This is a genomic window from Tabrizicola sp., assembly GCF_041911175.1.
Classification (GTDB): Bacteria; Pseudomonadota; Alphaproteobacteria; order Rhodobacterales; family Rhodobacteraceae; genus Tabrizicola.
Map to the genome: position 1 here is coordinate 1 of NZ_JAYRPN010000017.1, position 25526 is coordinate 25526.

Annotated in this window: 22 protein-coding genes and 6 pseudogenes; 15 read left to right on the forward strand and 13 right to left on the reverse strand. The window is 64.4% G+C overall.

The window, feature by feature from the left end; translation table 11 throughout:
- Together ACE3P6_RS02165 and ACE3P6_RS02170 are read left to right on the forward strand one after the other, a co-directional pair.
- Positions 1-341 (forward strand): annotated as a pseudogene (locus tag ACE3P6_RS02165) (DNA polymerase Y family protein); the annotation flags it as partial.
- Positions 341-3622, forward strand: coding sequence for an error-prone DNA polymerase (locus tag ACE3P6_RS02170; RefSeq protein WP_374391320.1), 3282 nt, complete (start codon positions 341-343; stop codon positions 3620-3622). The pseudogene ACE3P6_RS02165 and the gene ACE3P6_RS02170, both read left to right, overlap by 1 nt.
- A gap of 143 nt (positions 3623-3765) precedes the next feature.
- On the opposite strand, the gene dapF is transcribed toward ACE3P6_RS02170, so the two are convergent.
- Entirely contained in the window at positions 3766-4656 is an 891-nt protein-coding gene (gene dapF, locus ACE3P6_RS02175; protein WP_374391321.1) for a diaminopimelate epimerase, read from the reverse strand.
- Between the two features lie 357 nt (positions 4657-5013).
- Here dapF and ACE3P6_RS02180 point away from each other — a divergent pair, with 357 nt between their 5' ends.
- The 4 genes from ACE3P6_RS02180 to ACE3P6_RS02195 are packed head-to-tail and all read left to right on the forward strand — an operon-like array spanning position 5014 to position 9002.
- Positions 5014-5916 carry an ABC transporter permease gene (locus ACE3P6_RS02180; RefSeq protein WP_374391322.1) on the forward strand — a complete coding sequence of 301 codons (903 nt, stop codon included), beginning with the start codon at positions 5014-5016 and terminating at the stop codon, positions 5914-5916.
- The gene (locus ACE3P6_RS02185) at positions 5913-6749 is read left to right on the forward strand and encodes an ABC transporter permease (RefSeq protein WP_374391323.1); all 837 of its coding nucleotides are present in this window, start codon (positions 5913-5915) and stop codon (positions 6747-6749) included. The genes ACE3P6_RS02180 and ACE3P6_RS02185 overlap by 4 nt, the downstream gene beginning before the upstream one ends.
- On the forward strand, positions 6746-7888 hold the full coding sequence (locus ACE3P6_RS02190; protein ID WP_374391324.1) for an ABC transporter substrate-binding protein: 1143 nt from the start codon (positions 6746-6748) through the stop codon (positions 7886-7888). The genes ACE3P6_RS02185 and ACE3P6_RS02190 overlap by 4 nt, the downstream gene beginning before the upstream one ends.
- Before the next feature lie 34 nt (positions 7889-7922).
- Positions 7923-9002 carry an ABC transporter ATP-binding protein gene (locus ACE3P6_RS02195; RefSeq protein WP_374391325.1) on the forward strand — a complete coding sequence of 360 codons (1080 nt, stop codon included), beginning with the start codon at positions 7923-7925 and terminating at the stop codon, positions 9000-9002.
- A 356-nt stretch (positions 9003-9358) separates the two neighbouring features.
- Here the strand turns inward: ACE3P6_RS02195 and ACE3P6_RS02200 are convergent, their stop codons facing one another.
- The 4 genes from ACE3P6_RS02200 to ACE3P6_RS02215 all read right to left on the reverse strand — a co-directional run bounded on the left by ACE3P6_RS02200 (position 9359) and on the right by ACE3P6_RS02215 (position 11633).
- Entirely contained in the window at positions 9359-9772 is a 414-nt protein-coding gene (locus ACE3P6_RS02200) for an FCD domain-containing protein (protein WP_374391351.1), read from the reverse strand.
- Entirely contained in the window at positions 9727-10056 is a 330-nt protein-coding gene (locus ACE3P6_RS02205) for a GntR family transcriptional regulator (RefSeq protein WP_374391326.1), read from the reverse strand. Before ACE3P6_RS02205 ends, ACE3P6_RS02200 begins: the two co-directional genes overlap by 46 nt.
- Before the next feature lie 141 nt (positions 10057-10197).
- Positions 10198-11394 (reverse strand): serine hydrolase domain-containing protein, encoded by a 1197-nt coding sequence (locus tag ACE3P6_RS02210; RefSeq protein ID WP_374391327.1) that lies wholly within the window; start codon positions 11392-11394, stop codon positions 10198-10200.
- A gap of 14 nt (positions 11395-11408) precedes the next feature.
- On the reverse strand, positions 11409-11633 hold the full coding sequence (locus ACE3P6_RS02215) for a hypothetical protein (RefSeq protein ID WP_374391328.1): 225 nt from the start codon (positions 11631-11633) through the stop codon (positions 11409-11411).
- 39 nt (positions 11634-11672) lie between these two features.
- Between ACE3P6_RS02215 and ACE3P6_RS02220 the strand changes: the two genes are divergently transcribed.
- From ACE3P6_RS02220 to ACE3P6_RS02245, 6 genes and pseudogenes are all read left to right on the forward strand, one after another.
- Positions 11673-12086: a transposase gene (locus tag ACE3P6_RS02220; protein ID WP_374391329.1), complete on the forward strand. Its 414-nt coding sequence runs from the start codon at positions 11673-11675 to the stop codon at positions 12084-12086.
- A complete protein-coding gene (tnpB, locus tag ACE3P6_RS02225) occupies positions 12083-12433 on the forward strand; it encodes an IS66 family insertion sequence element accessory protein TnpB (protein ID WP_374391330.1) in 351 nt (116 codons plus the stop codon). Before ACE3P6_RS02220 ends, tnpB begins: the two co-directional genes overlap by 4 nt.
- Positions 12434-12493: 60 nt before the next feature.
- A pseudogene (locus ACE3P6_RS02230) lies at positions 12494-13899 on the forward strand (IS66 family transposase); the annotation flags it as partial.
- A gap of 4 nt (positions 13900-13903) precedes the next feature.
- Positions 13904-14688: pseudogene (locus tag ACE3P6_RS02235) on the forward strand (IS5 family transposase); the annotation flags it as partial.
- Between the two features lie 55 nt (positions 14689-14743).
- A pseudogene (locus tag ACE3P6_RS02240) lies at positions 14744-15349 on the forward strand (IS6 family transposase); the annotation flags it as partial.
- Positions 15350-15464: 115 nt separating this feature from the next.
- Complete coding sequence (locus ACE3P6_RS02245) at positions 15465-15722, forward strand: hypothetical protein (protein ID WP_374391352.1); 258 nt, start codon at positions 15465-15467, stop codon at positions 15720-15722.
- On the opposite strand, the pseudogene ACE3P6_RS02250 reads toward ACE3P6_RS02245, so the two are convergent.
- Both ACE3P6_RS02250 and ACE3P6_RS02255 read right to left on the reverse strand, forming a co-directional pair.
- Positions 15660-15923 (reverse strand): annotated as a pseudogene (locus ACE3P6_RS02250) (transposase domain-containing protein); the annotation flags it as partial. The gene ACE3P6_RS02245 and the pseudogene ACE3P6_RS02250 overlap by 63 nt on opposite strands.
- A pseudogene (locus ACE3P6_RS02255) lies at positions 15923-16066 on the reverse strand (IS5/IS1182 family transposase); the annotation flags it as partial. The pseudogenes ACE3P6_RS02250 and ACE3P6_RS02255, both read right to left, overlap by 1 nt.
- A 175-nt stretch (positions 16067-16241) precedes the next feature.
- On the opposite strand from ACE3P6_RS02255, the gene ACE3P6_RS02260 reads away from it, so the two are divergent.
- The 3 genes from ACE3P6_RS02260 to ACE3P6_RS02270 are packed head-to-tail and all read left to right on the forward strand — an operon-like array spanning position 16242 to position 19976.
- On the forward strand, positions 16242-17354 hold the full coding sequence (locus tag ACE3P6_RS02260) for an NAD(P)H-dependent flavin oxidoreductase (RefSeq protein WP_374391331.1): 1113 nt from the start codon (positions 16242-16244) through the stop codon (positions 17352-17354).
- A 4-nt stretch (positions 17355-17358) separates the two neighbouring features.
- Entirely contained in the window at positions 17359-18816 is a 1458-nt protein-coding gene (locus tag ACE3P6_RS02265) for an FAD-dependent oxidoreductase (protein WP_374391332.1), read from the forward strand.
- The gene (locus tag ACE3P6_RS02270; protein ID WP_374391333.1) at positions 18816-19976 is read left to right on the forward strand and encodes an NAD(P)/FAD-dependent oxidoreductase; all 1161 of its coding nucleotides are present in this window, start codon (positions 18816-18818) and stop codon (positions 19974-19976) included. Before ACE3P6_RS02265 ends, ACE3P6_RS02270 begins: the two co-directional genes overlap by 1 nt.
- Positions 19977-20005: 29 nt before the next feature.
- Here ACE3P6_RS02270 and ACE3P6_RS02275 read toward each other — a convergent pair whose 3' ends face one another.
- The 6 genes from ACE3P6_RS02275 to ACE3P6_RS02300 all read right to left on the reverse strand — a co-directional run bounded on the left by ACE3P6_RS02275 (position 20006) and on the right by ACE3P6_RS02300 (position 25404).
- A complete protein-coding gene (locus tag ACE3P6_RS02275; RefSeq protein ID WP_374391334.1) occupies positions 20006-20482 on the reverse strand; it encodes a thioesterase family protein in 477 nt (158 codons plus the stop codon).
- 58 nt (positions 20483-20540) lie between these two features.
- Positions 20541-21080 (reverse strand): MaoC/PaaZ C-terminal domain-containing protein, encoded by a 540-nt coding sequence (locus ACE3P6_RS02280; protein WP_374391335.1) that lies wholly within the window; start codon positions 21078-21080, stop codon positions 20541-20543.
- A gap of 21 nt (positions 21081-21101) precedes the next feature.
- Entirely contained in the window at positions 21102-22220 is a 1119-nt protein-coding gene (locus ACE3P6_RS02285; RefSeq protein ID WP_374391336.1) for a GlxA family transcriptional regulator, read from the reverse strand.
- Between the two features lie 43 nt (positions 22221-22263).
- On the reverse strand, positions 22264-23304 hold the full coding sequence (locus ACE3P6_RS02290) for a betaine/proline/choline family ABC transporter ATP-binding protein (RefSeq protein ID WP_374391337.1): 1041 nt from the start codon (positions 23302-23304) through the stop codon (positions 22264-22266).
- Entirely contained in the window at positions 23301-24347 is a 1047-nt protein-coding gene (locus ACE3P6_RS02295) for an ABC transporter permease (RefSeq protein ID WP_374391353.1), read from the reverse strand. The genes ACE3P6_RS02290 and ACE3P6_RS02295 overlap by 4 nt, the downstream gene beginning before the upstream one ends.
- A 79-nt stretch (positions 24348-24426) precedes the next feature.
- Positions 24427-25404, reverse strand: a complete 978-nt coding sequence (locus ACE3P6_RS02300) for an ABC transporter substrate-binding protein (RefSeq protein ID WP_374391338.1) — start codon at positions 25402-25404, stop codon at positions 24427-24429.
- Between the last annotated feature and the right edge of the window lie 122 nt (positions 25405-25526).

Consider the following 25526-nt stretch of genomic DNA (forward strand, 5'->3'; position numbering starts at 1 on the left):
CCGCGGCGGCGCAGGCCGACCGCCCGGGGGCCGCGCCGGTGCAGGCCGACCGCCCGCAACGCCTGCTGGATCACCCCGAGGAAATCCGCGTGCTGTACGCCGTGCCGGAAGGCCCGCCCGCGCAATTCCAGTGGCGGCGGCTGACTCATCGCGTCACCCGCTATCAAGGCCCCGAACGCATCGCGCCGGAATGGTGGCAGGACCGGCCCGGCACCCGGCTGCGCGACTATTTCAAGGTCGAGGACGAGGTTGGCCACCGCTTCTGGCTTTACCGCGAAGGCCTGGCCGATGATGGCCGCGGCGGCGCGCCGCGCTGGTTCCTGCACGGGATATTCGCCTGATGCCCGATAGCAACCGTCTCGACCGCAAGACGCTGACCGGGGACTATCCGCCCAATCCTCCTGCGGCCTATGTGGAACTTGGCGTGACCACGCCCTTTTCCTTCCTGCGCGGAGCATCCGAAGCCAGCGACCTGGCCGCCACCGCCCATGCGCTTGGCTATGACGCGATCGGCGTGGCCGATCTGAACACGATGGCCGGGGTGGTGCGCATCCATGCCGAGGCGAGGAAGGCCAGCCTGCGCCCGGTGATCGGCTGCCGGTTGCGGCTGGTCAGCGGAGAAGAGTTCCTTGCCTATCCCCGCGACCGCGCAGGTTATGGGCGGCTCTGCACGCTCTTGACCCGGGGCAAGCGGCAGGACGCGCAGGGTGAATGGCAGATGAAGGGCGTCTGCGACATCACCCTTGCCGACCTTGCCGCCCATGCCGGGGGCCTGCACCTGATCGTCCTGCCGGACGACCATCTTCCCCGCCGCCTGCCGGACCTGACCCGTCGCCTGCCGACCCTGCGCCATGTCGCCGCCAGCCACCTTTATCGCGGCGACGACCGCGCGCGGATCAACCGGCTGGACCGGCTGGCCCGCGCGCATGGACTGTCGATCCTGGCCACCAACGACGTGCAGTACCACGCTCCCGAACGCCGCCCCTTGCAGGACGTGATGACCTGCATCCGGGAAAAGACCACCATCCACAAGGCGGGCTTCCTGCTGGAGGCCAATGCCGAACGCTACCTGAAATCGCCCGCCGAAATGGCGCGGCTGTTCGCCGACTGGCCCCATGCCATCCGCGCCACGCGCGAACTGGCCGATGCCTGCCGCTTCAGCCTGGACGAACTGGCCTATCACTATCCGCAGGAAACCGTGCCGCCGGGCGAAACCGCGCAAAGCCAGTTGGAAAAGCTGACCTGGGCCGGCGCGGCGGCGCGCTATCCCGCCGGGCTGCCGGACAAGGTGCGCGGCCTGCTGGTCAAGGAACTGGAAATCATCGGCATCAAGAAGATCCCGCAATATTTTTTGACCGTCCACGAAATCGTCCTCTGGGCGCGGGGGCAGGGGATCCTGTGCCAGGGCCGGGGATCCGCCGCCAATTCGGCGGTCTGCTATGTGCTGGGCATCACCTCGGTCGATCCGGCCGAACAGGAATTGTTGTTCGAACGCTTCATCAGCCTCGACCGGGATGAGCCGCCCGACATCGACGTGGATTTCGAACATGAGCGCCGCGAAGAGGTGATCCAGCACATCTATGCCAAATACGGCCGCCACCGCGCCGGTCTGTGCGCCACCGTCATCCACTATCGCCCGCGCTCGGCCATCCGCGAGGTCGGCAAGGCGATGGGCCTGTCCGAAGATGTGACGGCGGCCCTGGCGAAAACCGTCTGGGGCAGTTGGGGCACCTCGATGGGCGAGGCCAACAGCCGCGAGGCCGGGATCGACCTGACCGACCCGCTGATGGCCCGCACGATCCGGCTGGCCGAACAGATGATCGGGATGCCCCGTCACCTCGGCCAGCATGTCGGCGGCTTCATCCTGACCGAAGGCCGGCTTTCCGAAACCGTGCCGATCGGCAATGCCGCCATGCCCGAACGCAGCTTCATCGAATGGGACAAGGACGACATCGACGAACTGGGCATTCTCAAGGTCGATGTACTGGCGCTGGGAATGCTGACCTGCATCCGCAAGTGCTTTGACATCCTGCGCCGCCAGTATGGCGTCGAACACGACCTCGCCTCGATCCCGGCGGATGACACGGACACCTACGACATGCTGTGCCGGGGCGACAGCGTCGGCGTCTTTCAGGTGGAAAGCCGGGCGCAGATGAACATGCTGCCCCGGCTGAAGCCGCGCCGGTTCTACGACCTGGTGGTCGAGGTCGCCATCGTCCGCCCCGGCCCGATCCAGGGCGACATGGTGCATCCCTACCTGCGCCGGCGCAGCGGGTCGGAACCCGAGGACTATCCTTCGCCGGCCTCGCCGCATGACCCGGATGAACTGAGGCAAATCCTCGGCCGCACCTATGGCGTGCCGATCTTTCAGGAACAGGCGATGAAGATCGCCATGGTCGCGGCCGAATTCACTTCGGCCGAGGCGAATGCGCTGCGCAAGGCGATGGCCACCTTCCGGTCGCGCGGCACCATCGGCGAACTGGAAGAGCTGATGGTCGGCCGGATGATCGCCCGCGGCTATGATCCAGACTTTGCCCGCCGCTGCTTTGATCAGATCAAGGGCTTTGGCGACTATGGTTTCCCCGAAAGCCACGCGGTCAGCTTTGCGCTGCTGGTCTATGTCTCGTCCTGGCTGAAATGCCATTACCCGGCCGCCTTCGCCTGCGCGCTTCTGAATTCGCAGCCGATGGGCTTTTATGCCCCGGCCCAGATCGTCCGCGATGCCCGCGAACATGGGGTCGAACTGCGCGAGCCGGATGTGAATTTCAGCGAATGGGACAATACGCTGGAACCTTCGGGCAATGGCCTTGCCCTGCGGCTGGGGCTGCGGCAGGTGGACGGCATGATGCGCGAGGCGGCGGAACGGCTGCTTGGCGCCCGCGACGACCCCTTTGCCAGCCTGGCCGATCTTGCCACCCGCGCCGGCCTGAACGGCCGCACGATCCGCGCCCTGGCCGCCGCCGATGCCTTCCGCTCCATCGGGCTGGACCGGCGCGCCGCCCTGTGGGAGGCGAGGGCGCTGCGCGATGCCCCCGACCTGCCGCTGTTCCAGCCCGGGCGGGATGAGGGGGACGAGCCGCCCGCGCCGCTGCCGCAGATGCCGCTCTGCGAACAGGTGGTGGCCGACTACCAGACGCTGCGCCTGTCGCTGAAGGCGCATCCGATGGCGTTTCTGCGCGCCAGCATGGCCCGGCAAGGGTTCGTGCGCGCCGCCGACCTGGCCGGGGTCGCCAACAACCGCCGCCTGCAAATGGCCGGTCTGGTGCTGGTCCGCCAGCGCCCCGGCAGCGCCAAGGGCGTCTGCTTCATCACGCTCGAGGATGAAACCGGCGTCGCCAACCTTGTGGTCTGGCCCAAGGTGATGGCCGCCTTCCGCAAGGTGGTCATGACCGCCCGGCTGATGCAGGTGACGGGCCGGGTGCAGCGCGATCCGGCCTCTGGCGTGACCCATATCGTCGCCGATGCCCTGCGCGATCGCAGCGATGCCCTGCTGCGGCTGTCCGACCGCAGCCTTGCGCCGCCGCTTTCCCGCGCCGATGAGGTGCGAAACCCGATCCCGGCGCCCAGCCCCGGCCACCCCCGCAATGCGCGCATCATTCCGGGGTCAAGGGATTTCCACTGACGGCGCGATATGCCGACATTCCCATTGGGCGAGCCAAGCGTGGTCGGCGTGGGTCAGAACCTGTTCGTCTCATGGGCGAGCCCGCAACCGCGAGACAGATCAACATCTGCTCGCTTGCAGGTCACGCGGGGGTGGCGGCCGGGTCAGGGCACGAAGCCAAGAAAGGCCACCTCGACCGCGCCTGTCAGCAACAGCGTTCCGTCCGGCGCCTCTTCGGCGACAAGCTTGCCGCCGGGCATCGCGATCTCCATCCTGCTGGCCGAGGTCAGCTTCAGCCGCCGCGCCACCACCAGTGCTGCGCAAGCGCCGCTGCCACAGGCATTGGTGAGCATGCCGGGCCGCTCCCACACCACCAGCCGCATATGCGTGTCGTCGATGATCTCGCCGACGCCCACGTTCGCCCCTTCGGGCAGCAGGGGGTGCTTTTGCAGTGCATCCGCCCAGCGCGGCACATCGATGTCGTCAAGCGAGGGCACCAGGCACACAAGGTGGGGGTTGCCCATGCTGACCGCCGCCTGCGCCGTCAGCGGCCCCGCCGTCAGCCCGAGCGCGAGCGTGTCGCGCTTTTCGGCCAGCGGAACGGCCCGCCAGTCAAGCCGTGCGGGCGGCACGCGAAGCGTCACCTGTCCTTCGCCGGCAAACTGCCCTTCGATGATGCCGCCGATCGTGCCGATCCTGGTCTTGTTGACGCCGCCCTCGTTCAGCATGAGCCAGGCGATGCAGCGGGTCGCGTTCAGGCAGGTCTGCGCCTCCATGCCGTCGATATTGTAGATCCGCAGCCGCACATCCTCATCATCCGATATGGGCGCTTCAAGGACGAGCACCTGGTCGCCGCCGATGCCGGTATGCCGGTTGCAAAGCGCCGCAACATGCGATGGGTCCGGCCGGAACAGGTGCTTGCGGCCGTCCATGACGATGAAGTCATTCCCCAGCCCGTGGATCTTGACGAAGCCATCGGGGCTGTGAAGTACGCGAAAGAGCCTGGCGAAGTCGGTGTCGGATGGGGAAGCTTCAAGAAACTTCAGCGAAGGCATCTGCGACCTCCCTTCGTTCGGTCCTGGCACGATGTCGCGCTGCCCCTCATGCTGTCAAAATCCATATTTGTTCACCTGTGATCAGGCCATCCGCGGTCGCCTGCCTGCCCGCCTTCGCGCATGCCGCTCATGCCGCTCGCGGTCCGCCGGTTTCCGACAATCGCCCCGGGCGCCCTTGCGAGACATATCAGATTTGAATGTCTTGCGCCTTAAGCGATATTTTACAGGTGCAATCCTTTCACACTAGCCTTGCGGCAATGAGAAACCAACAGGGAACCGGTGGCGCGTACCGCGATGTGATGGTCCAACGACCTGCCACAGCTCGACCAAGGCTGCCGGGGTGTTCAGACAGCGATGGTGTCCAGGCCTGCTGACATACGTCCGACAAGGGGGTGGAGGCTTTATGATCCCCGTCTTGCCTGGCTGCTCGTCGCGCCCGCCGCGCTTCTGCTGGTCTGTTTCCTGATCCTGCCCATCCTGGTGATGGCCGTCTACACGTTCTTCACCTTCATCACGGCGGGCGTCGAGGAAAGCACGCTGACCCTGGCGAACTGGCATGAGTTCGTGACGGACAGCTACTATCACGGCTTTCTGCTGAAAACGCTGCGCGTCGGGGCGGTTACCGCGCTGATCTGTGGCGTGATCGGCTATTTCCCGGCCTATTTCATCTGGTCTACGGCGTTTCGGCACAAGTGGCTGCTGCTGCTGCTGCTGATCGTGCCGTTCTGGATCAGCTTCACGATCCGCACCTTTTCATGGATTCACATCCTTGGCGAACAGGGTCTGATCAATGTTGCGTTGCTGCGGCTTGGCCTGATCGACCAGCCTTTGCAGATGCTCTACACCGAAGGCGCCGTGATCATGGGCCTGATCCATTTCCTGCTGCCCTACATGATCCTGAACATCTACGTCAGCCTCGAGAATATCGACCGCACGCTGATCTCGGCCGCGCGGTCTATGGGCTGCACCAATGCACAGGCCTTCCGCGAGGTCACGTTGCCGCTGTCGCTGCCGGGCCTCGCCGCGGGGCTGCTGCTCTGCTTTGTGCTCGCTGCCGGCAGCTATGTGACGCCACAACTCCTCGGGTCGGGGCGAGATGCGCTCTTCGGCAACCTGATCTATGACACGATCATGGGCCAGTTGAACTGGCCGATGGGCGCCACGCTTTCCATCGTGCTCTTCATCGTCCTTGGCAGCGTCGCGGCTCTTTACACGCGCTACATGGGCATGTCGCAGATCGTGAAGGGTCTGGGGGGATGAGCGCGCCGGTCGACAGCGAGAGCAAGTGGGCGTGGCGGCTGACCCGCCTTGTCACCCTTTGCGTCTACATCTTCATGTTCGCGCCCATCCTCGCCACGATCGTGCTGTCGTTCAACGCCTCGATGTTCGGCGGCTTTCCGATGACAGGCTTCAGCCTGCGCTGGTATGGCAAGCTGCTCGAGAATGAACAGGTCGTGGCCGCGTTCAAGACCTCGCTCTGGATCGCCGTCGTCACGGCCATCGTGACGACCTTCATCGGCGTCCTGACTTCCCTGGCGCTGGTCCGGTTCGATTTCCGGGGCAAGGAGATGCTTGGAACGCTGGTGATCCTGCCGGCACTCGTGCCCGAAACCATCCTCGGCGTCGGCCTTCTGATCCTGATCAAGGCGATCGACCAGCCGCGCACGCTGCCGATCCTTGTGCTGGGCCATATCCTCCTGGCGCTTCCCTACGTCGTTCTGATCGCGCAGGCGCGCATGGTCGGCGTGCGGCGGATCTATGAAGAGGCCGCGATGTCGATGGGGGCCTCACGGCTCGATGCCTTTCGTGAGATCACCCTGCCGCTTCTGATCCCCGCAGTGGCGGCCGGCGCGCTCTTGGCATTCACGATCTCGTTCGACAACACCTCGGCCAGCCTCTTCTGGCGGCCTGCGGGCGTGGAGACGATGCCCACGCAGATACTTTCGATGCTCAAGACCTCGATCAGCCCGGAGGTCAACGCGCTGGGCACGGTGATGATCGTGATGACAGTCGGAATTCCATTGATGGGCGGGCTGCTTGCACAAGGGCTTGCCCGATTGAAAAGAAGCAAACCAAGGGAGGATGCGAAATGAAACTGTCCAGCACCAGACGCCTGGAGCGATTGCACGACCGCTACAGGAACGGCGGGATCGACCGACGGAACTTTCTCGGGCTGACGGCCGCGGCCGCGGCTTCTGCCGGGCTTTACCTGCCCTGGGCCGGCAAGGCACTGGCGCAGGTCAAGGAGGTGCGCTTCGACGGCTGGGGCGGCGTGGTCCAGGAGGCGATCGACAAATACGCCTTCCAGCCGTTCACCGCCAAGACCGGCATCGGTGTCGTGCAGGGCACCTTCGGCGATGAAAACGAGATCATCACCAAGGCCAAGACCTCAAGCCCCGGCGACTTCCAGGTGATCCACTCGTCCGGTGTCGAGTACTATGCAAGATACGTCAACGCGGGGCTCAGCTCGGAAATCAACGAGGCGAACATTCCCAACATGGCGAATGTGCTTCAGGCGATGATCGAGCCCTTCCGCAAGATGACACCCAAACTGTCGGCCGTTCCCTATGACTATGGGACCACCGGCATCGCCTACAACACCACGGTCATCAGCCCCGAAGAGGCGAAGGAAAAGGGTGTGGGCCTGCTCTATGATCCGAAGTATGCCGGCAAGATCGGCGGCTATGAAAGCATGGTCACACGGGTCTGGTATGGCGCGCTCGGCACCGGACAGGACCCGAACAACATCGAGGACATCGAGGCGGTCTGGGCCAAGGTCCGTGAGCAGCGCGACCTGGTCAAGAAATACTGGACCTCGGGCGCGGAACTGATGGACCTTCTGTCCAAGGGTGAGATCGTGGTCACGGACGGCTGGTCGGGCCGTATCGCCGCGCTTCAGCAAGAAGGCCATCCGATCGGCTATCTCGACCCTGCCGGGTCCTACGCCTGGATGGAGGACATGCTGATCCTCAAGGGCTCGCCGATGGCCGAGTGCGAGGAACTCATCAATTTCATGCTCGATCCGGCGACCTCGATTGCCGTGGCAGAGGGGCAGAACTATCCGCCCTCGCTCGACCCGACCAAGGTGGAGCTGACCGACAAGATCAAGTCGCTGCCCGCCTTTGATCCGACCGGAGAGATGAAGGCACTGACCTTCGCCGATCCCGGCTACTGGTCCGCGCATGAAGACGAGTGGGCCAAGCAGTGGGACAGGATCTCCAAAGGTGCCTGATCGCCTGCAAGAACAGCCTGAGCCCCGGCCAATCATGGCCGGGGCTTCGGTCGGGGATGTCCCTGCTGTCGAATTCAGCGATGTGGAAATTTCCTACGGCAAGTTCGTCGCGGTGCGCGACTTCTCGCTTTCCATCGAGAAGGGCAGCTTCGTGACGCTGCTCGGCCCTTCGGGTTGCGGCAAGACCACGCTTTTGCGCGCTGTCGCCGGCCTTGTCGGCATCGCCAAAGGTCAGATCGCGATCGGCGGGCGAAGGATCGACGACGTTCCGATCTACAAGCGGAATATCGGCCTTGTCTTCCAGAACTACGCGCTTTTCCCGCACAAGTCGGTCTTCGACAACGTGGCATTCGGCCTGAAGTACCGCAATGTTCCCAAGGTCGAGATTGCGACCCGCGTTGCCAGGGCGCTGGAAATGGTCCGCCTGCCGGGAAGCGAAAGGAAACTCCCCTCCCAGCTCTCGGGCGGGCAGCAGCAGCGCATCGCGCTCGCGCGTGCCATCGTGTTCGAGCCCGAGGTCCTGCTTCTGGATGAGCCGCTTTCCGCACTGGACGCCAACATGCGCGAGGACATGCGCGTCGAGATCAAGAAGATTCAGAAACAGACCGGCATCACCGCCATCTTCGTCACGCACGACCAGGAAGAGGCCCTGTCGATGTCGGACCGGATCGTCGTGATGAACGCGGGCACGGCCGAACAGGTGGGCTCTCCGGCAGAAGTCTATGACCGACCCGCCACCACCTTCGTGGCCGATTTCCTTGGCAAGGCGAACATGCTCGCCGGCACCGTCGCCAGCGTCCGGGCGCAGGGCGGCACCGTCACACTGGAAACCGGCCAGACGGTCGAGGTCGAAACCGACCGCCGCATCGCGCCCGGAGACAAGGTGACCGTCGTCGTGCGGCCGCAGAAGCTGCTGGTCAATCTTCCCGGACTGCCCAATCGCCTGACCGGTCAGGTGATTTCCACCTCATACCTCGGCGGCCGGATCATCTATGAGGTCGACATCGGCGGGGGCGTCACGATCCGCGCCAACGCGGCAGTCGCAGGCGACTTCGCCAAGGAGGGTGAGACGATAGCGGTCGGCTTTGATCCTGCCGGGTGTGTCCTGCTGTAAACGATGTCGCGCGCGGCCTCGGGCGACAGCGATCAAGCCAGCCGCTTCCCTGTCCCGGACCATAGGGCGAACCCCTTCAGCGCGGCGCTGATGTTCTGGTGCATGAACTCGACCGATCCTTCGGATCGGTCGTCGAGACGGAATGCAGGAAGCCCGAAAAGGTGGCCGGCGGCAGGCTCCAGCAGGCTAAAGCTCTGTAGGCCGCTTCAAAGAGCTTCAACTGCCGAAGGGACCGCTTGAAATTTGAAGGGTCCTGATTTCGGTGAACTGGCGGTGAGGTCAGGGATGGCCGCATCGCTGTAGTCAGACTGGCGGCCGCGCTTGCCGGGGTTCACATTGGTCTGACAGCATTTGGTTCAACTGGGTTTCCGGAACTTAGCGTGGCTCAGCAGATAGTTCGCGGCGTCGCGGATGTCGCTGGCGATTGCTTCACGGGCCTTCTGGGCGTTCTTCGCCTCCAGCGCCGCGACCGCGATTTCGTGGGAATCGACATCCAGCACCTCCGACGCCGTCATTTTCGTGTCCTCGACCAGCTTGCGGAGAAAGGGTCCGGCCTGCAACCACAGCGTCTCGATCAGGAACAGAAGATGCCCGTTGCCGCAGTGCCGATAGATGGCGAACTTGAAATCGAAATTGGCGCGCAGGTAACGATCGATGTCGCCCTCGCGCGCGGCGATGGTCCGTTCGCTGGCATGGTGGCGGATCGTGCGCAGATGGTTGCCGTTCAGGCGCGGCGCGGCAAGCTCGGTCGCCGCCCGCTCGACGGCAATGCGCGCTTCCGTCTGGTGCGCGAACGCTTCCGCGTCAGGAGCGGCACCTCGACGCTGCCGTTGGGCAGTAGTTCCAGCGCCCGCAGCGCCTGAAGCCGCTGGAACGCTGTGCGTACTGGCATCGGGCTGGTGCCGAACTGCTCGGCGATCTTGCGGTAGGTCAGCTTCTGCCCGGGATCGAAGTGGCCCGACATCAGGGCATGAACGATCTGCCGGTAGACCTGCTCATGCATCGGAACCGGTGGTTCGATGACGGTCAGCGCAGGGGATTTCCCCGTATTCATGGCGCGTCGGCTCGAGTCATGAGGCAGTCCCTTGTTTCAGCCGGTCGAAGGCCCGGTACGGTCGCACTGGTGCCCGCGCCGGGAATAGGCATTGTTTGGCGTTTTTTCGTCAAGCGGGAAAGAGGGCCAAAGGCGTCCCTATCAACAGGCGGCGCAGGCATCGCGGATGGCATGGATCGCCGCCAGCACCTCGATGGAACGGTCTGAATCCACTGGCTCGGGCCAGGTCGAAAGCTTGACTGCCGCGAAATTGGTTGCCGGATCCATGTAGATATACTGGCCAAAAATCCCCCGGCACATATAGGCGCGCCGTGCTGGATCCTCGATCCAGAACTGGTTGTGGTAGGCGCCTTCGGGTAGCGTGACCCGATACTCGCCCTGAAACAGGGCGTGGTTGGCGCGCCGCGTCTCCTCGATCCAGGCTGCGGGAACGATCTGTCGGCCGTTGGCCTCGCCGCCGCGCAAGGGCAACAGGGCAAAGCGGGCATAGTCGCGCAGCGTCGCGTTGAAGCCGCCATCGGCCAGCGCGTAGCCGCCACGATCGATGGTGACATAGGCATCCTCCTCGGCACCCATCGGTGCCCAGAGTTCCTGGCTGATCAGGTCGGCGAGGGATCGTCCGCTCACCCGCTGCATGATGAAGGCAAGCACGTCGGTCTCGATCGACCGATAGGCGAAAAGCGCGCCATGCGGCCGTTCCCGCTCGGTCAGTTGCAGGATGAGCTGCCAGACCGTCATCGGCCAGTCCGGCTCTGTTGCCTCGAACCAGCCGCAGGCCTGACCGAGCTTCTGCATGTGCGAGCCGGGCGTGGTGTAGGATTCGTCGAACAGAACCCCGGTTGTCATGTCCAGGACGTGCTGCACGGTGGCACCGCGATAGGCGGTTCGTTCCAGTTCCGGCAGATAGTGCGTCACCGGCGCGGATGGGTCGATCAGTCCCCGGTGGACGAGGATGCCGAACACTGCCGACGTGACCGACTTCGACACCGACATGCCGAGATGCTGGCGGTAGGGCTTCAGGCCATTCATGTAGGTTTCGGCAACGATTTGACCGCGCGACAGGATCAGGAAGCCATCGGTGAAGCTTTCATCGAGAAAGTCGCGAATGGTCCGGCGACGGCCGGCCAGTTCGAACTCGATCCCGTCGATGTCGCTTTTGCGCTCCGGCAAGGGCAGCACCGGGCCGGATCCGCGCCAGATTTGCGCGGTTGCCGTCATTTCCCGGACATGCTGGAAGGTCCAGCGATGATAGGGCGGGAAGTCCCATTCGCCGCGCGGAATGATCGGCGCGCCGGGGTTGCGCGGATTGCGGTCCCAGGGGCTGCTGTTTGCTGTCACGGCTTTCACTCCTTCTACCGCGGGCAGGTCCGCGCCATCGGCGCGCCGCGTTCAATGGTCGCCTCGCAACCGCCTGCCGGAAGATCGGGCAGCCGATGCAGGGCTGCCACCAATTCCTTCGTGTAGGCTTCGCGCGGATTGCTCAGCACCTCGGCCGCCTGGCCCGCCTCGACGATGCGGCCGGCGCGGAACACATAGACCCGCTGGCAGAAGGAACGTATCCCTCCGGTGAGGGCCATCTGATGCAGCGGACTGAGGTCAGCTAAGACGCTGACCTTATGGATGACCCTAAGTTCAGATCACAGATCGAGGTTCTCTCGGTTGTCGACAAAGGTCGGCGGCGGGAATGGACGGATGCCGAGAAGGTTCGGATTGTCGAAGAGAGCCTTCGGGGTTTTCGGCAGTGCGCAGCGACGGCTCGGCGTTACGAGATTTCGCGGGCACTGCTGATGCGGTGGCGTCGGGATTTCCGGTCTGGTCAACTTGTTGCTGGCGGTCGCTCGCAGTTTCTTGCGGTGCAGGTTGCTACGGATGCCAGCGGCACGGCAGGCCGCCAATCGGCCACCAAGCCGACCTCCGATCGCGAAGACCACGTCGAGATCACGCTGGCCAACGGGCGCAGGCTTGCGGTCGACGCCGCCATCGATCCGATGGCGCTGGCGCGTCTGGTGCTGGTTCTGGACCGGGCATGATCGCGTTTCCGTCTGGGGCGAAGGTCTGGATCGCGGGCGGGGTGACGGACATGCGCAGCGGGATGAACAGCCTGGCGCTGAAGGTGCAGCAGGGGCTGGGGCGCGATCCGCACGGTGGCGAGATCTTCTGTTTTCGCGGGCGCAGGGGGGATCTGATCAAGGTGCTGTGGCACGATGGGGTCGGCATGTCGCTGTATCTGAAGCGTCTGGAGGCGGGGAAGTTCATCTGGCCGGTGAGCCGGGACGGCGCTGCCGTTCCTGTGTCGGCGGCTCAGCTCGGCTATCTTCTCGAGGGGATCGACTGGCGCAATCCGCGCTGGACGCAGCGGCCTGCATCGGCGGGCTGACAGCAAAAAAAGACCCTTGTTTTGTTGGACTGTTTTGCATCCCTGTGGTAGGCCTTCGGCATGTCGGAGACCCCCTCGGAGATTGATGTCCTGCGTGCTGCCCTCGCTGCGGCAGAGGCGCGCGCTGCTGCGGCAGAGGATGAACTGATACAGGCGCGCGCCGTCGTTTCAGCCTCCGATGCGATGATCCGGCACTTGCAGCTCCAGATCGCTAAACTCCGCCGCGAGCAGTTCGGCCACAGCGCTGAACGCCACGCCCGGCTGATCGAACAACTCGAGATGCAGCTCGAAGATCTGGAGACGGACCTTGGGCAGGATCGGGCAAAGATGGATGCCGCCGTGGCGAAGACCACAGTTGCGGCTTTCGAACGCTGCCGTCCGGCCCGCAAGCCGTTCCCTGAACATCTGCCGCGCGAGCGCGTGGTGGTCGAGGCCCCGGCCTCCTGCACCTGTTGTGGGTCGACGCGCATCGTGAAGATGGGCGAGGACGTCACCGAGACGCTGGAGGTCATTCCCCGGCAGTGGAAGGTGATCCAGACCGTCCGCGAGAAGTTCACCTGCCGGGATTGCGAGAAGATCAGCCAGCCACCTGCGCCCTTCCATCCGACGCCTCGGAGCTGGGCCGGCCCCAACCTGCTGGCGCTCGCCATTGGGCTCGAACCAATGGCGCCTTCAATGGCTCGCTGCTCTTCGAGAAGTTCGGCCAGCATCAGCCCTTGAACAGGCAGGCCGAACGCTACGCCAAGGAAGGCGTCGAGATCAGCCTCTCCACCCTGGCCGATCAGGTCGGGGCCTGCACCGCCGCGCTACAGCCGATCCACGATTTGATCCGCACCCATGTCCTCGGGGCAGAACGACTACACGCCGATGACACGACCGTGCCACTGATGGCCAGGGGCGGGACGCAAACGGCCCGGCTCTGGACCTATCTGCGCGACGACCGCCCCTTTGCAGGTGGGGCACCACCTGCAGCGCTCTATTACTTCTCGACCGACCGCAGAATGGAACATCCGACCCGGCATCTGGCGGGCTGGAGCGGCATCCTGCAGGCCGACGCCTATGGCGGATACAACGGCGTTTACGATGCGGCCCGCAAACCCGCGCCGGTGTTCAGCGCGCTATGCTGGAGCCACGCACGGCGGAAGTTCTTCGAACTGGCCGACATCAAGGCCACCGCCCGGAAGGGCAGACCGATCGCTGAAGATATATCGCCCATCGCGCTGGAGGCGGTCAAACGCATCGATGCCATCTTCGATGTCGAGCGCGAGATCACTGGCCTGACCGCCGCAGCACGACTTGACGCACGCCAGAGGCTGGTGCGCACGATGGTCGATGACCTGCACGACTGGATGCGGGCCGAGCGCGCCCGGATGTCGAAGCACAACCCCGTCGCCAAGGCCATCAACTACATGTTTGAGCAGGAAGGCCGCTGGGACGCCTTCACCCGCTTCCTCAACGACGGCCGCACCCGTCTTTTCGGACGCGGCGATCCAGTTCTGCCCGTCGATCAAGGTGCTGTTCAAGCTGCCGCTCAGGCAGACCGCAGGGATGGTCGCCAGCCTGCTGCGCCTGGCCGGGCTGGACTGGCCCGTTCCGGACTACTCGACGCTCTGCCGCAGACAGAAGACCCTGAAGGTGCAGATCCCGTATCGCCGTGCCGACGGGCCGCTGAATCTGCTCGTGGACAGCACCGGCATCGAGTTCCTCGGTGATGGCGAGTGGGAGGCCCGGAAGCATGGTGTGCAGGGTCGCCGCCAATGGCGCAAGGTCCATCTGGCCATGGACACCGCCACCTCCGACATCCGCGCGGTCGAGTTCACCCCCAGCCGGGAAGGCGATAGCCCCGTCCTGCCGGACCTGCTGGGCCAGATCCCGGACGACGAAGACATCGGCACCGTTACCGCGGACGGCGCCTACGACACCCGCCGCTGCCACAGCGCCATAATCGCGCGCGGCGGCACGGCGATCAGTCCGATCCGAAAGAATGGCCGACCGTGGAAGGAGGATTGCCCAGCCGCCCGAGCACGCAACGAAACCCTGCGCGCCACACATCACTACGGCAGGGCGTTCTGGAAACGGTGGACGGGATACCACGCCCGCAGCCGCGTCGAGGCCAGGATGCGCTGCCTCGAGTCCTTCGGCGAGCGCATCGCGCGAGAGACCCGGACCGCCAAACCGCCGAAATCCACATCCGCGTCGCCCTCATGAACCGCTTCAACGCCCTCGGCACCGCCGAGATCGTCCGCGCGGCCTAAGCTCAAAGGGGAAAGGGGAAGTCACACCTCGGGCCGCCTTTCTGCAACAACACCTGTCGAGGACCTGCTGCATGAGCGAGGCGTCGAAATCAGCCACGAGACCGTGCGGTTCTGGTGGCATCGCTTCGGTCCGATGTTTGCCGCCAAGATCCGGAAGCGCCGTATCGAGGGCATAAAGTCCAGCCACTGGCGGTGGCACCTCGACGAGATGTTCGTGAAGATCAACGGTGAGCGGCGCTACCTGTGGCGGGCGGTGGACCACGAGGGCGAGGTGCTGGAAAGCTTCGTGACAAAGACGCGCGACAAGAAATCCGCGTTGAAATTCCTCAAGAAAGCAATGCGCAAGCATGGTCGGTGCGAGCTGTACGTCACCGACAAGCTGCGATCCTACGGGGCGGCGATGAAGGCTCTCGGTGTCGAGGAACGGCAGGAGATCGGCCGCTGGCTCAATAATCGGGCCGAGAACTCGCACTTGTCGTTCCGACGACGGGAGCGGGCGATGCTCCGGTTTCGGCGTATACGAAGTCTGCAGAAGTTCGCGTCCGTCCACGCCTCCGTCACGAACCACTTCAACCAGGAACGCAGCCTCTCAAGTCGACCTCATTTCAAGGCCAAACGCGCCGCCGCTCTCGCCGAGTGGCGCGGGCTCTGCGCCGCATAAGGGACAGCGTCACTGTCCTTGCTGAGACGAGTTCGAATTTGTCTGCCAGCACCCGCGCGCGCTTGGCGAGCGCAAACCGCGCCAGCTTTCCGGCGGCCAGTGCCAGCGGGTCGGGATCGCCCGCGCGCTGGCGCTGAGGCCTGACCTGCTCATCGCCGACGAAATCACTTCGGCTCTCGACGTGACCACGCAGGCGCAGATTCTGGAACTGCTGGGCCGCTTGCAGCGCGAGCGGCATCTGACGCTCATCTACATCTCGCATGATCTGTCGGTGGTCAGTTCCTTCGTAACCATCCGGCGTAGGCCGCAGTTATGCGGCTTTGGCGATGGGGCTTCGCTTCCAGTTCCAGGGGAGCAGTTCCGGCAGGCGTGAGAGTGGCGTGTCCGGCAGCCGGGCCAGGACATCGGCCAGCCAAGCCTGAGGGTCGACGTCGTTCATCTTGGCGGTGACGATGAGGGAATACATGAAGGCGGCGCGTTCGCCGCCGCGGAGCGAACCGGCGAAGAGCCAAGCTTTGCGGCCGAGGGCGATACCGCGCAAGGCTCGTTCGGCTGCGTTGTTCGTCAGGCAGATGGACGCCCTGGGCGCCCCTCATGCGGCGCGTGCCAAGCCATCTCCTTGTCCAACCAGATCAGCAGCGACCCGCGCTTGCGGAGCGCAGCGTTGTAGTCGGACCAATTCGTCGTGCGGTAGCGGGTGGGCGCGGGCTTGCTCATGCAGACCGTCTAACCGCATGGATTCGTGATGTGAATCCTTCGCGGCTAGAGTTCTGCAACAACGCCTCTCCACGGTCGACAACAGCCTTGACTCAGCTCGGCATGTCTCCTAAACATACTAATTGGTATTCTTTTTATCCTTGCGGGTCATATGCGCCCGCACGAGAGGCCGGCCATGCAGACCGCGACGACCGCGATGTTCGGGATCGAGGCGCCGATCTTCGCCTTCAGCCATTGCCGCGACGTGGTGGTCGCCACCTCGAAGGCGGGCGGGATGGGCGTTCTTGGTGCGGCCTGGATGACGCCTGAGCATCTGGAGCAGGAACTGAAGTGGATCGACGACCACATCGACGGCCTGCCCTATGGTGTCGACATGGTCTTCGCCGCGAAATCGACGGAGGTGAACTTCGCGGACAGCCCGCGCGATCTGCTGCCGGAAGAAAACGTCAGGTTCATCAATGACCTGCTGGATGCGGACGGCATCCCGCCCCTGCCCGAGGACGAGGTGACGGGCTGGTATGCCGACTACGCGCGCAACCTCAGCTTCAGCCCCGCCACCAGCGAGACGCTGCTGGACGTGGCCTTGCGCCATCCGGTCAAGTTCGTGGTCAGCGCCCTTGGTATCGCGCCGCCGCATGTGATCAGGCGCGTCCACGACCACGGGATCAGGTTCGGCGCGCTGGTCGGAACCGCGGATCAGGCGAGGAAGCAGGTCGCGGCCGGAGTCGATGTGATCGTGGCGCAGGGCAGCGAGGCGGGCGGGCATACCGGGCAGATTACCTCGATGGTGCTCTGGCCCGAGGTGGTCGATGCCGTCGCGCCGGTGCCGGTGCTGGCGGCGGGCGGCATCGGGCGTGGGCGGCAGATGGCGGCGGCGCTGGCGCTTGGGGCCGAGGGGGTCTGGTGCGGTTCGATCTGGCTGGGGACGGTGGAAAGCGAACTGACGCCCGACATGCGCGAGGTGCTTTACGCTGCCGGTCCCGAGGATGCGGTGATCACGCTCGGCTATACCGGCAAGCCCTGCCGCGCCGTGCGCAGCAAGTATACCGAGGCCTGGCTGCGCCCCGATGCCCCTGCGCCGCTGAAACAGGTGCCGCTGCAATCCATCCTCTCGGGCGAGCCATTCCGCCGCGCCGAACGCGCGCGCCGCAAGGACTGGATGACCTACGCCGCCGGGCAGATCGTTGGCCGGGTGAGCGGGCCAACCACGGTCCGGAGCGTGATCTACGACATGATCGTCGAATATGCCGAGACGACGGACCGCATCGCGCGGATCACCGGGGAATAGCGCCATGGCCAGAAGGATCACCGTCGTCGGCGCCAGCAGGCTGGGCGGCGATTTCGCACTGAAGGCGGCCGCCGCCGGCCATGCCGTCACGCTGGTCGACGAACACCCGCAGACCCTCGCCCGCATGTCCTTCGACGCGCCGTATTTCTACGGCGCGGCCTTGCCGGCGGCGCTGATGAACGAGAACGCCATCGCGCAGGCGGTGCTGGAGAACAACCCCGCGCTGGTCGCGTGCTTCGAGGCCGGGATCGACCTGCGCCTTGGCACCATCGCCTGGGGGGCGTTCCAGAACGGGCCGAACGCCCGGCACATCGGCCCGCCCAAGGTCGGGCTGATCGATGCGGCAGGGAACGCGCTGGTCGAGCATGACGTGCTGGTGCTGGCGACCGGGATGCGGGATTTCGTGCCCTCCTTCGCCGGATCGGAGCTGCCCGGCGTCTTCGGCGTGAAGGCCGGGGTGGCCTTCCTCGACACCTATCAGTGCTACGAGGGCGGGCGGACGCTGGTTCTGGGCACCTCGGCCCGGGCGGTGGATTTCGTGCGCCGGGCCGTGGCGCGGGGCGTGCGGATCGTCGGCATGGTGGAGCCTGGGGAGACCTTCGCGGCCGGTCCGGCGGCGGCGGCCGAGATCGCGGCACTGGGAATTCCGGTGCATATGGCCACGGTCCTCGTCGCGGCCGAGGGGCGGCAGGCGGTGGAACGGGCGCGGCTGCGCCCCGTCGCGGGCGGCGCCGACCTTGTGCCGGACTGCGACTCGATCTGCACCGCGATCGGCGTGCTGCCGAACATCGAACTGCCCGCCGCCATGGGCTGCGAGTTGCGCTTCGATGCCGGCGCAGGCTCCTGGCTGCCCGAGACCGACGCAGCCGGGCGCACCAGCCTGCCCGGCGTGATCTGGCTGTCGGATTTCGCGGGCGGCGAGGCGGTGCTTGGCCCTGCGCTGGACGCCATCATCCAGGAGGGGCCGATGGGTCCTCCCATCGACACGCCCGCCACAGGACGGGCGGAGGGCGATTATCTGCGGATGTGGATCGAGGCCCTGGTGGAGACCGGCGGCGACACCGTTATCCTGTGCAAATGCGAGGGGATCACTCGCGCCGATTTCCTGCGCCTCTCCCCGCCGCCCTATCTGAACGGCAGCCTGCGCCATCCGCAATCGCCCGTCACCGGCCCCGGCGGCGCGGGTCTCCGCATCCAGCAGGACCTGCTGAAGCGCCTGACCCGCGTCGGCATGGGCCATTGCCAGGGCAAGCGCTGCCGCGACGAGGCGGCGCTGCTGCTGTCGCTGCGCTTCGGCATCGGGATCGAGGAGATCAGGCCCGGCAGCTACCGCTTTCCGGTCCGCCCGGTCGACCTGGGGCTGATCGCGGCCGAGGACGACACCTGCGACACGCGCGAGAAATGGTCCTACTGGCTGCACAAGCCGGAGGCGATGCAGGCTCTGCCGGGTCAGGAGCAGTGATGCAAGGCTATGACCTGATCATCGTCGGCGCGGGAATCGTGGGCCTGTCAACAGCGTGGCGAGCGGCGCGGTCAGGCGCCCGCGTGCTGGTGCTGGACAAGGGTTCGACGGCATATGAAGCGTCCTCCCGCGCCACGGGCTTTGCCGGTTTTCCCGGCGGAACTCCCGGCGAGGCCCATCTCGCGCAGGTCTCGGAGGTTCTCTGGGATCAACTGGATGACGAGCTGGGCTATCCGACCGAATGGACGCAGAAGGGACGCCTCTGGGCCGCGATAACCGCGAGCGAGCTTGAACAGTTGAAGGCGACCTATCAGGGCTTTCAGGAGTCCGGCATCGCCGCCGAATTCATCGACGGCAGGACGTGCCGCGACCTGATCCCCTCGCTGACAGCTGACACTTTGGGCGGGATCCATACGTCGCGCTCGGGGCACGCCAATCCGCAGCGCACGTCGCAGGCCTTCGCATGGGCTTTTCAGGACCTGGGTGGCGAAATCCGGGAACGCACGCCGGTGCTGGAAATCCTGACGGCTGGCGGCAAGGTCAAAGGCGTGCGCACGTCGGAAGGCGAGATCCACGGCGGGGCGGTGGTGCTTTCCGCCGCAGCGCACAATGCCCCCCTGCTGGCCCCTCTGGCGATCGACTTTCCCGTGGCCCCAGTCCGGCTGGAGGCTTTCGTCACCGCCCCCCTGCCCCGGTTGTTCGAACAGGCAATCGTGGCCCACGGACTTGCGGTCCGGCAGACCAGGCGCGGCAACATCCATGTCAACGGCGGTCCCCACGAATGGCTCGATGCCGGCATTGCCGGTGAGATGGCAAAGCCGACCACCCCCTTGGTGCGCAACATCGCCCGGCGGCTCTACGAGGTGTTCCCGGCGCTGCGTAGCGCGCAGATGCTGCGGTCCTGGGCCGGCGTGATTGACGTGACGCCCGACCAGATCACCCTCATCCACCCATTCGACACGCCCTCCGGGCTGGTCGCCTGCTCTTCCGCCGGCCACGGTTTCGGCCTGTCGCCCGCGCTCGGGCTGGCGCTGTCGGACCTGGCGCTGCACGGCGGGACCAATCTGCCGATCGGCGATCTGACCCTCGCGCGCTTCGCGAACCTGCCGAAGGACTGGCGGCGGGTGTGGAACTGGCAGCCGGGCAGTTACAACACGTGACCACAAGGACAGAGACCGCGGCCGCAGGGTCAGGAACCCCGATGGCGGCTGACGGCCAAGGGCCGCTTCAAAACCGACCCCACTCCCTCAGGCAATGGCTCGTTGGCCATTGCGGCATAAATCCCGGCGATACGATTTTGCATCTCGTGCGCGGCTGGAGTAACGCAGCCGTGGCGGACATGGACCGCAAGATGCTCTCCGATCGCCAGCAGCTTGCCATCACTACCGAACAGGCGGTGATAGAGATGAAGCCGCTTTTCATCATAGGCCAGGATTTCGGTCGCGGTCCAAAGTGAGGCACGCACCCTGCATTCTGCGAGATGGCTGATGCGGGTCTCCAGCGTGTAGAAGGCCCGCTCTGCCGCATTGGCAAGATCGACTCCGATCCGTTGAAAGAGCGCATCCGAGCTTTCGCCGAAAACCTGAAGGTAGCGATGCTCGGTCATGTGGCCATTGTAGTCGAGCCATTCGTCCGGAACCGAACCGCGCCAGAGTTCCAATCCCATTCAAGCGCCCTTTCAAAACAACTCCGGCATCGGCCTGTGCACGCAGAAGGTTTACGGTTCAGTCTTCTCGCTGACCTTTTGCCACTTCGCCCGATCTGCCGCGCATCCGGTCCTGGTCGACGGCAATAACCGCCCTTCGACTGCGCCATCGCCATGCAGCCGAGGCGCCCCGCGTCCTCTCAGGCTGCCGGTTGACGATGCCGCGCGCCGGGTTCTTGGTCGGGCGCACCGCATCCACTCGCTGGAAGACGTGGATGGTGTCGCCGATCTTGACAGGCGCCTTCAGGTCCCAGGTCATGCCAAGGAATGCGATGGCGGTGCCTTCCTTAATTCCCAGGCGGAACTCCAGCCCGGTAGCGATGGCAAAGACTGCCGGCCCGTGCAGGATGCGGGTGCCGAAGGGGGTGCTTCTGGCGAATTCCTCGTCGGTATGCACGGGGTTGTAGTCGCCAGTCATGCCCGCGAACATGACGATGTCCGCCTCGGTGATGGTGCGGCGCGGGGTGGTCCAGTTTTGCCCGACTTCGAACTCGTCGAAGTAAAGCGCATTCGGCCCGACGCCGAGCGCCGCGCGATCAAGTGACTTTCCACCGTCCATTCGTGATTTCTCTTTCTTTCTTTAACTTATGCCCGCGACGACCGCGGGTGACATCGGCGCCGGCCGGCCATACCCGCCCTTCGAGTCTTCTCTGCCGCCGCGCATGAAACCGGACAGGCGCCACATGCTGGGCGTCAGCCCATAGACCTTCCGGAAGTGCTTGTTGAACGTCGAGGCCGCAGAGAAGCCGCAGGCAATGGAGACTTCCAGGATCGACATCTCGGTGCGCTCGAGCAGACGCATGGCGTGGTCCATCTGCAGGACCCTGCGGAACCGTACCGGAGACGTTCCGAGAAACCTGACGAAATATCTCTCGACCTGGCGGACCGAGAGACCGACCTTCGCCGCGATGGCGGACATGCTCGGCTGGTCCTCGAGGCTCTCTTCGATGAGTGCGATCACTTCCGACAGAACAGCCGGAATGCCACGATAGCGGTCCCGTGCGCTTCCCGGCTGTCGCCGATCGCCGGAACGGACCGTATCGACCAGAAGATTGGCGGCGACATGGCCTGCGATCTCTGCACCGAAGCGGCTTTTCATCAGCTCGATGGTGAAGTCCAGTGCTGCAAGCTCACCGGGGCAGGTCACGACCTGACCGTCACGGGTGAAGATCGTGTCCGAAACCTCGATGCCGGGTTCACTCTCACGGAGCGCCCAGACCTGCGTCCAGTGGGTGCTGCAGCGCGAGAGCAATCCCTGACGGGCGGCCTCGCGGATCGAGCCTCCGATAAGACAGACAGGAATCCGGCTTCGCTTGCAGATCCGGATCAGCCTGTGCACCAGCGTCGAGGTTTCCTTGTCAAGTTCCGGTCCCACGCAGAGCACGACAAGGTCGAACAAGGTGACCAGGCTGAAATCCTGCAGGCCCTCGGGCAGAACACGATCGGTCCTGATGATCGTGCCGGAGCGCGAGGTCACATTGTGCGAGGTGAAGCCCAGGGTCTCGATCCTGCATTGCCTGGCGCGGGTGGCACCATTGGCCAGCGCCAGAGCCTCGCTGATCGAGGCGAGCGACAGCAGGGAAAACCCGTCCGCCACGAAGGCGGCGACCGACAGGTTGTGACCCGGAGCGCACCCTTCCCTGCGCGGTTTTTGCGGCAGCAGCGTATCGAGGTCGAACTGATGGAACTGGTCTGTCATTGGAGCGGATCAACCATTCAGATACCCTGCCCGAGGTTCGACATCAGTGCCTCGGTGCAGCGTCATGTGGCAGAAGCGCCTTCAGCACATCGAGCAACCGGATATGGCCGACTGGCTCGCCTTGGTCGACGACGCGGTACTGATGGGCAGGATCGCCGCCGGATGCCGCAATGAGTTGCTCGAGGTTCGCCTCGCCGCCGATATCGCCGCAATAGCTGATGCCCGGAACCATCGGCGACATGACAGATCGTACCCGGATGACTTTCGCGCGGTTGATGTCCCGCACGAAGTCGTTCACGTAGTCATCCGCGGGATTCAGGACGATCTGCTGGGGATCCCCTTGCTGGATGGTCCGTCCATCCTTCAGGATCACGAGGTGATCCGCCAGCTTCAGCGCCTCGTCAAGATCGTGGGTGATGAAGACAACCGTCTTCTTCAATTCCTTCTGCAGTTCCAGCAACAGGTCCTGCATGTCCTTGCGGATCAGCGGATCGAGCGCGGAAAACGCCTCGTCCATCAGCATGATGTCGGCATTCGAGGTTAGAGCCCGTGCAATGCCGACCCGCTGCTGCATGCCTCCGGACAGCTGGTGGGGGTGGCGGGCCTCGAAGCCGTCCAGCCCCACTCGCTTGAGCCATTGGCGGGCCTGCGCCTCCGCGTCAGCGGCCGGCAGGCCGCGTACCAGGAGCGGCAGCGCGGTGTTGTGCAGGATCGTCTGGTGCGGCATCAGACCGAAGCCTTGGAACACCATCGACATCTTGGTCCTGCGCAACTGCACGAGGTCGCCGTGTGAAAACGTGGTGATATCCTGCCCGTCGACCAGGATCGCCCCCGATGTCGGCTCCACCAGCCGGTTGAGATGCCGTATCAGAGTGGATTTTCCAGATCCGGAAAGCCCCATGATCACCGTGATCTGCCCCGCCCGGATATCTATGTTGATATCCTGCAGTCCGAGAACATGGTTCATCCGTTCCAGAAGCCCGGCCTTGTCGAGGCCGTCCTGCACGAGGGGAACCATCATGCGGGGGGTCGCGCCGAAGATCTTGTAGAGACTGCGGATCTGGATTTTCGGAAAGGCCGTCACTGCCGGCCTCCCCTTGAGGTTGCGGCATGACCTCCGGTGCGAAGTAGGGCGGCCTTCGACGTCCTGTCGAGCATGATCGCCAGCAGGACGATGCCCAGCCCGGCAACCACTCCGACGCCGAGATCCAGATTGTTGATCCCTCGCAGCACCAGGATTCCCAGGCCCGGAGCAGAGACCAGCGAGGCGATGACCACCATCGCGAGGCTCATCATGATGGTCTGGTTGATGCCGGCCATGATGTTCGGAATTGCCAGCGGAAGCTCGACCCTCAAAAGCCTCTGGCGCGAGGTCATGCCGAAAGCGTCGGCAGCCTCGATGACTTCGGTATCAACCAGCCGGATCCCGAGGTCGGTAAGGCGGATGACGGGCACGATGGCGTAGGAGATGATCGCGATGCCATAGAGTTTGGATTCCGTCACCGAGAAGAGAAAGATCAGCGGGATCAGGTAGACGAAGGTAGGCAGCGTCTGGAGCAGATCGAGAAGAGGCGTGATCAACCGCTGGAGCCGGTCCGACTTGGCCATGGCGATCCCGATCGGCACGCCTATCAAAACGCTGGTGCCGGTGCAGACGAAGATGATGGCGAGTGTCTGCATGGCGGCATCGAGATGATCGACGAAGCCGAGGATTAGAAGGCTGCAAAGCACGAGGGCGGCGATCTTTAGCGAACGTGTCACCTGCCAGCTCAGCGCCACGATCGCCGGCAGCATAATCCACCAGGGGATCGTCGTCGCGATGTGGATGGCGCCATCCAGCAGCCACGACAACGGCTGCGTTGCGGGATCGAGCACGGACTTGAGACCGCCCCGCGCCCAGAGGAACAGATTCTCGATCCCGACGGTGAGATCGCGAGTCCTCGGCATGTGGCTACAGCTCTGATTGAGAACGTCGAGCGACGGGAAAGGAAGGGAAAGCAGGGAGGAGCCGTCCTGGCCGCCGCCCATCTTCTCGAGCAGATCGTTCATGCTTACCGTGCCGTTGGCACTCTCATCGCACCAGGCGCGGAGACCGAGAAAATCGAAGACTGCGCTATATGAGCCCATGTCGGCACCGTTGAGTTGCTCGATCGAAAGAAGGTCATGTCCGCCGATCCCTGACCGGCGGACATGACGGCGGTCAGGGCTATTGCAGCAGCGGAGCCAGCTTTTCCCGCGCGGCGTCGTCCAGCCAGTCTTTCCAGACATCCTTGTAGTTCGTCAGGAAATAGACCGCAGTCTCGTCCGAGGAGGCGTTGTTCTCCTCGCGCCACGCCAGAAGGGTGCCCATCTGCTCGTTGGTAAAGCTCACCTTCGACATCAGTTCGGCGATGGCCGGCTCCCGCTCCTGGAAGGCCGGGGTGATCGCGGTGACGACCTTCCCGGTCGGGTAGTTCGAGAGGCCAGGCGTGGCACATTCCGGCGTGGTGTTGCACAGATGGACTGCCGCGTCGAACGGACCGATCTCCACCTTGGCCATCGGATACTTGCCCAGCACCGAAGTGGGGGCCCAGTAGTAGCCGAACCACGGTTTCTTGTCGGCATAGGCCGCACCGATCGAGGCGGCGAGTGTTTCTCCCGAGCCGTGCGCGAACATCTTGATGCCGTGGCCCTCGAGATCCGCCGCCTGCGCGATATTTTCGTTGGTGATGCGCGCACCCCAACCATCGGGACCGTTATTGAACATCCCGCCGACCAGATCGGGGTTTGCCAGGATGCCGTCGAGCGTCTTCAGTTCCGGATGCTCTTCGGCGAGATAGGTGGGAATCCACCACCCCTCCTCGCCGCCATCGCTCAGGACATGGGTCACTTCGATAAGCTTGCCCTCGTCCCGCAACGGCGGATAGGCGGGCGAGGAATCGATCCATATCTCGGTCAGGATGTCCGGCTCACCCGTTTCGGCGACCGATGCGAGCGCCGGGTTTGTGGAGGACGGGACGGCCGTAACCTGACAGCCGTAACCTTGCTCCATGAGGAACTTGGAAACGGCGGTGACAACCTCGCTGGACGCCCAGTTCATGTTGGTGATCGAGACTTTTCCGCAGTCGGCCGCCGCCATGCTCGCGCCCATCAGGGCAAAAGCAACGGCGACACCGCTGGTCTTCACACTTCTTGGCAGACTCATTGCAAGCTCTCCCTGTCGGTAAGGTGTTCTTGTTGGCAAGGGTCGGGCCCCCGCCCGGGCGACTGCCCAGAATGATCTAGCATGTAATTCGACCAATGCGTCAAGTTTTTTGTCGTCTACGT